We start from the raw sequence: 5,655 nt of genomic DNA, 5'->3' as shown, positions 1-5,655 counted from the left end.
GGCCTCGACCGTTTCAGGGCCTCGCTGAACTCGGCACCGAGGGGGTCGGATGTTCGTGAAGGTGGGCATATGCGAGGTTCTGCCGCAGCTGCGGGAGGCGGGGATCTTGCGGGAACGGTCGTGAGGCCCTTCACCGGCAGCGACAGACACCGGCGGCGACCGCGCAAGTGAGCCATGCCTTACCCTCTCGGGCCGGCCAGTGCTCGACCCCGCGAACCCGCTCTCACCGGCACCCCTAGACTTCACACCATGAGCGGTATCGAGCGTCCGCGGCGCCTGCGGCGTACGCCGGCGTTGCGGCGGCTGGTGGCCGAGACCAGTTTGGAGCCCCGGCATCTGGTGTTGCCGATGTTCGTGGCGGACGGGTTGTCCGATCCCCGCGAGATCAGTTCGATGCCCGGGGTGTTCCAGCATTCGCTGGATTCCCTGCGCAAAGCCGCCACCGAGGCCGTCGCGGCCGGTGTGGGCGGGCTGATGTTGTTCGGGGTGCCCAAGCCGGAGGACAAGGACCCGCTGGGCAGCGGCGCGACCGATCCGGAGGGCATCTTGAACCGGGGGTTGCGGGCGCTGGCCGCCGAGGTAGGGGACTCCACCGTCGTCATGGCCGATACCTGCCTCGACGAGTTCACCGATCACGGCCATTGCGGAGTGCTGGACGGCTCGGGCGCGGTCGACAACGACGCCACGGTGCAGCGGTACGTGGAGATGGCGCTGGCGCAGGCCGAGGCGGGCGCCGATCTGCTCGGCACGAGCGGGATGATGGACGGTCAGGTCGGTGCGATCCGCGACGGGCTCGACGAGGCGGGCCGGACCGATACCGCGATTCTCGCCTACGCGGCCAAGTACGCGTCGGCGTTCTACGGTCCCTTCCGGGAGGCGGTGGCCTCGTCGTTGCAGGGCGACCGCCGGACCTATCAGCAGGACGCGGCCAACCGCCGGGAGTCGATCCGGGAACTGGAACTGGACTTGGAGCAGGGCGCCGATATCGTCATGGTGAAACCGGCCATGTCATATCTGGATATTCTGCGCGAGGTGGCCGATCGTTCGCCGGTTCCCGTTGCCGCGTATCAGATTTCCGGGGAGTACTCGATGATCACGGCGGCAGCCGAACGCGGTTGGATCGATCGCCGGGCCGCCGTGCTGGAATCGCTGACCGGTATCCGGCGCGCGGGCGCGGATATCGTGCTCACCTATTGGGCGACGGAGGCGGCGCTCTGGCTGTCATGACTCCGCCGGTGGATATTGTCACCGCGCGGCAACTGTGGTGGGGCGTAATCGGCCTGGGCGTGGGCCGGTTGTTCATATCCCTGGCCGATACGCTGACCAACCGCGAGCGGTTCAGCGCGGAGTTCCGGGACCGGATGCAGGCGGCGGATCCGCAGATCACCCCGGCGATGGTCGACCTGCTGGTCACGGTCGGGGCGGTCCTGGGCGTGATCCTCGGACTGGCGGTCGCCGCGCTGGCGGTGCTGGTCGTCCATCAGCTCGGCAAGGGAAAGCTGTGGGCGCGGACCCTGCTGACCTTCGCCGGGGTCTGGTTGGTGATCTCCGGGGTGATCGCGCTGTTCTCCATCGGAGTCGTGGATGGAGCCGGGCCGGTGCTCTCCGGGGCGGCGTCCATCGTGCAGGCGGTACTGGCCGGTGGGGCGATCTACCTCTGCCAGCGCCCGGAGGCAGCGAAATGGTTTCTGCCACCGCGCGGCCCTGGCGCACCCGGAGTCCGCTGAGAGCCGGTACGCGACTCGCTGACCTGGGCATTGTTGCCTGCAGCGAGTCAGTGGCCGATTCGGATAACGAACGCGGAGTTTGTTCCAGGTATTCCGCCATGTATGGTGAGGGCTGTCACAGAGGACATGCCAACCGGCGGCCTCGGGTACCCGGTCAGTAGGACGGAGACCTGACCGTCCGGGGATCGGAGGCAATGATGCGAGTGGTGATCCAGCAGCCACAGAGTATTCGGCGGGACATGCTCGTACTGACTCTTCTGGTTCTGTTCGGGGTTCTCACCGTCGCGGTTCTGCTGATCCCCGGCGTCGTCGGCTGATACGAGTTGGCCCTCGTTTCCCCGGCCGGTCCACCCCATGCCTGACCGAGCGGACACAGTCCCCGAGGCCGGGGAGATCCTCTTCTTCGAGCCCGGAGCCCGCTGGCGAGCGGTCGCCTACGGCCCCCTGGTCTGTGCCCTGCTGCTGGCCGTGGAGGTCGCGGCGGGTGTCACACCGCACTGGTTCGCCCTGATCTTCTGCGCCGTATTGATCAGTGGGTTCGCGGTATTGCAGGTGTATGCCGCACGCACCCATGTGAGCGTCGAACTCACCGGCGACTTCCTGCGCAACGGCGCCGAGACGACACCGGTCCGGTCCATCGCGGCGGTGCTACCGGTGGATGCCGATGAACCCTGGGAGAGCGGCCGGGCACTCGGCGAATTGACCGGGGTACCGCGGCGGCGTACCGCGATCGGGCTGCGCCGCACCGACGGCGAGCTGGTGCGTACCTGGGCCAAGGACCATCGTGCGCTGCGGCGGGCCCTGATCCGGGTGGTGCCGGTCGAAAAAGATCGCGCACCGGATCCCGGTCGCGACGATTGATTATCGCCGCGCGCGCGGGCACGATCGGGTGATCGCATCCGAGCCGCCGACCCGAGGAGACCTGTGAACCGTTCGCTCGTCCTACCGGCTGCCGATATCGCGCTGGCGGTTCTCGCGCTGGCTCTGGCCGTGCTCTGCTGGAACCTGGGCGTCCAGAACACCGATTTCCCGGCGACCGGAGACGTACCCGCCTACAGCGCGACCCGTTATGCGGGGCCGTGGCTTTTCCTGGTGATGTTGCTGGTGGCGGGTGCCGGTACCGCCGTCATCGATGCCGTCGCCCGGTTGGTGCGGGCGCCTCGGCGAAGCTGACCGGCCGGTCAGCGCCACTGCTGGTAGATATCGAACACCCGGCCGTGCGGGGCGCCGGGGACGTGGAAGAACACCAGCACCGAACCGCCGTTGTCGGCCGATTCCAGGATGACCTGGCGCAGGGAGGCGTGGACACCGCCGTTCTCGTCGCGATAGAGACGGGTGTCGCTGTCGAGACCGGCGCCGATCTGGGAGGGCGGGACCACATGGTCGACCAGGGCCGGGATCGGGCCCGCGGCCAGCGCCGCGGTTTCGGGCTGGTTCAAGCGGAATCCGGCGCGCGCGTTGTCGGGGTCCACGACCGGTTCGACGGCTGCCGCCGTACCGGCGCCGAGGCCGGTGGCCAGCGCTCCGAAGGCGACCGAGACCAGAGAAAGCGCCGCAGTACTCCTGGCAATCCGCAAAACGACCTCCCCGGCCGGTGATCCACTGTTTGTTCCGATGCAGACAGAGACTACGCACTCGGGTCCTGACCCGGCTGTATTTGGCTTCGCCGGTGTCGCCGTCGCGGCGTAGGTCACGTATGCGCACCCTGTCGTCGACGTTGCGGGAGGAGGCTGCCAAACTGGAGGCCGTGAGTTCTCTGCGCGTGGCCGGTACGGCGGTGCCGGCCTCCAGTCAGCTTTTCCAGCGAGCCGAAGCGGTTGTTCCCGGTGGTGTCAATTCCCCGGTGCGTGCCTTCGGCTCGGTGGGCGGCACGCCGAGGTTCATCACATCCGCCCGGGGCTGTCGGCTCACCGACGCCGACGGTAACGATTACGTCGATCTGGTGTGCTCCTGGGGGCCGATGATCCTCGGACACGCCCATCCGGCGGTGGTCGAGGCGGTTCGCGAGGTCGCGGGTTCGGGCTTGTCCTTCGGGGCGCCGACGCCCGGTGAGGTGGAACTGGCCGAACTCATCGTCGAGCGGGTCGCTCCGGTGCAGAAGGTGCGGCTGGTGAATTCCGGTACCGAGGCGACCATGAGCGCGGTCCGGCTGGCGCGCGGGTACACCGGGCGCACCAAGATCATCAAATTCGCCGGTTGTTATCACGGCCACGTCGACGCGTTGCTGGCCGAAGCCGGTTCCGGGGTGGCGACTTTCGCGCTCCCGACCTCACCCGGTGTCACCGGGGCGCAGGCCGCCGACACCATCGTGGTGCCCTACAACGATCTGGATGCCGTGCGGGCCGCTTTCGAGGCGAACCCGGGAGAGATCGCCGCGGTGATCACCGAGGCCGCCGCCGGGAACATGGGCGCGGTGGCGCCGCTGCCCGATTTCAATGCGGGGCTGCGCCGGCTCACCTCCGATCACGGGGCGTTGCTCATCATGGACGAGGTGATGACCGGTTTCCGGGTGAGCGCGGCCGGCTGGTACGGACTCGATCCGGTGGCCGCGGACCTCTACACCTTCGGCAAGGTGATGAGCGGCGGGCTGCCCGCGGCCGCGTTCGGCGGCCGGGCCGAGGTGATGGACCGGCTGGCCCCGCTGGGCCCGGTCTACCAAGCGGGGACCCTGTCCGGGAATCCGGTGGCCGTGGCGGCCGGACTCGCGACCCTGCGCGCCGCCGACGACACGGTGTACGCCGCGCTGGACCGCAACAGCGAACGGCTCGGGATTCTGCTCACCGACGCCCTCACCGGCGCGGGGGTCCCGCACCGGGTGCAGTTCGCGGGCAATATGGTCAGCGTGTTCTTCGCCGATGAACCGGTACTCGACTACGCCGCCGCCAAGGCGAGCGCGACGTGGCGCTACCCGGGCTTCTTCCACGCGCTGCTCGACGGCGGGGTGTACGCGCCGCCCAGCGCGTTCGAGGCCTGGTTCGTCTCGGCCGCACTCGACGACGCCGCCTTCGACCGAATCGCCACAGCCCTGCCCGCCGCCGCCGAAGCGGCCGCGAGCGCCACACCCGAAGGAAATCGCGCGTGAGCAAGCCCGACCCCGAGCGCGTATCCGCCGCCCCGGCCGACCGGGACGATCCGATATCCACCACCGGGCCCGCCGTCCCCGCAGCGGAGACCGGCACCGATCTCGGCACGCCGGGTGAGGTGGCCGCGGCCGCGCCGTCGACCGGTACCTCCGATCCCGAATCGGTCGAAACCATCGTGCACGTGCTGCGGCACGGCGAAGTGCACAATCCGCGCGGGATCCTCTACGGCAGGCTGCCCGGTTTCGGTTTGTCCGTGACCGGACGGGCGCAGGCCGGCGCGGTCGCGCGGGCACTGGCCGATCACGATATCGCCCTGGTCATCGCGTCGCCGCTGCAGCGCGCGCAGGAGACAGCCGAACCCATCGCGGGCCGGCACGGGCTGATCGTGCGCACCGACGAGAACCTCATCGAGGCCGGTAACACCTTCGAGGGGCTGCGGGTATCGGTCGGTGACGGCGCACTGCGCAAACCCCGGCACTGGTGGAAACTGCGCGACCCGTTCACCCCGTCCTGGGGTGAGCCCTACCTCCAGATCGCGCACCGCATGCTGGCCGCGGTGAACAAGGCCCGGGTGGAGTCGGCCGGTCGCGAGGCGGTACTGGTCTCCCATCAGCTGCCGGTGTGGACGCTGCGCCGGTTCCTGCAGGGCCAGCGCCTCTGGCACGATCCGCGCACCCGGCAGTGCGGTCTGGCCTCGCTCACCTCGCTGGTGTACCGGGGCGACACACTCGTCGATATCGTCTACTCCGAGCCCGCGGGCGGTTCGGACCCGACGGTGCATGGCGCATGAACGGTCAGCGCCCGGAGGCGGTAGCGCAGCGTGACCACGCAGGGCGTCCGTTCAT

7 protein-coding genes are annotated in these 5,655 nt (G+C 69.1%); 6 read left to right on the top strand and 1 reads right to left on the bottom strand.

Annotated elements, in window-relative coordinates:
• Window positions 1-249: 249 nt before the first annotated feature.
• From hemB to NS4_RS30815, 4 genes are all read left to right on the top strand, one after another.
• Window positions 250-1,227 (top strand): porphobilinogen synthase, encoded by a 978-nt coding sequence (gene hemB, locus NS4_RS30830; protein ID WP_063062980.1) that lies wholly within the window; start codon window positions 250-252, stop codon window positions 1,225-1,227.
• Window positions 1,228-1,235: 8 nt separating this feature from the next.
• Window positions 1,236-1,727 carry a hypothetical protein gene (locus NS4_RS30825; RefSeq protein WP_245665870.1) on the top strand — a complete coding sequence of 164 codons (492 nt, stop codon included), beginning with the start codon at window positions 1,236-1,238 and terminating at the stop codon, window positions 1,725-1,727.
• Window positions 1,728-2,081: 354 nt separating this feature from the next.
• Window positions 2,082-2,588: a transport-regulating membrane protein Mce1N gene (gene mce1N / locus NS4_RS30820; RefSeq protein WP_063062978.1), complete on the top strand. Its 507-nt coding sequence runs from the start codon at window positions 2,082-2,084 to the stop codon at window positions 2,586-2,588.
• A 63-nt stretch (window positions 2,589-2,651) separates the two neighbouring features.
• On the top strand, window positions 2,652-2,900 hold the full coding sequence (locus tag NS4_RS30815; RefSeq protein ID WP_063062977.1) for a hypothetical protein: 249 nt from the start codon (window positions 2,652-2,654) through the stop codon (window positions 2,898-2,900).
• 8 nt (window positions 2,901-2,908) lie between these two features.
• Here the strand turns inward: NS4_RS30815 and NS4_RS30810 are convergent, their stop codons facing one another.
• A complete protein-coding gene (locus NS4_RS30810) occupies window positions 2,909-3,304 on the bottom strand; it encodes a hypothetical protein (protein ID WP_245665868.1) in 396 nt (131 codons plus the stop codon).
• A 170-nt stretch (window positions 3,305-3,474) separates the two neighbouring features.
• Between NS4_RS30810 and hemL the strand changes: the two genes are divergently transcribed.
• Together hemL and NS4_RS30800 are read left to right on the top strand one after the other, a co-directional pair.
• The gene (hemL, locus tag NS4_RS30805; protein ID WP_063062982.1) at window positions 3,475-4,809 is read left to right on the top strand and encodes a glutamate-1-semialdehyde 2,1-aminomutase; all 1,335 of its coding nucleotides are present in this window, start codon (window positions 3,475-3,477) and stop codon (window positions 4,807-4,809) included.
• 119 nt (window positions 4,810-4,928) lie between these two features.
• Window positions 4,929-5,600 (top strand): histidine phosphatase family protein, encoded by a 672-nt coding sequence (locus NS4_RS30800; protein ID WP_063062981.1) that lies wholly within the window; start codon window positions 4,929-4,931, stop codon window positions 5,598-5,600.
• The last annotated feature ends 55 nt before the right edge of the window (window positions 5,601-5,655 follow it).

The sequence above is a fragment of the Nocardia sienata NBRC 100364 genome (genome assembly GCF_001613205.1).
In the GTDB taxonomy this organism is placed as follows: Bacteria; Actinomycetota; Actinomycetes; order Mycobacteriales; family Mycobacteriaceae; genus Nocardia; species Nocardia sienata.
Note: the sequence above shows the minus strand (reverse complement) of the source record. Positions and strands in the feature narration are given on the sequence as shown.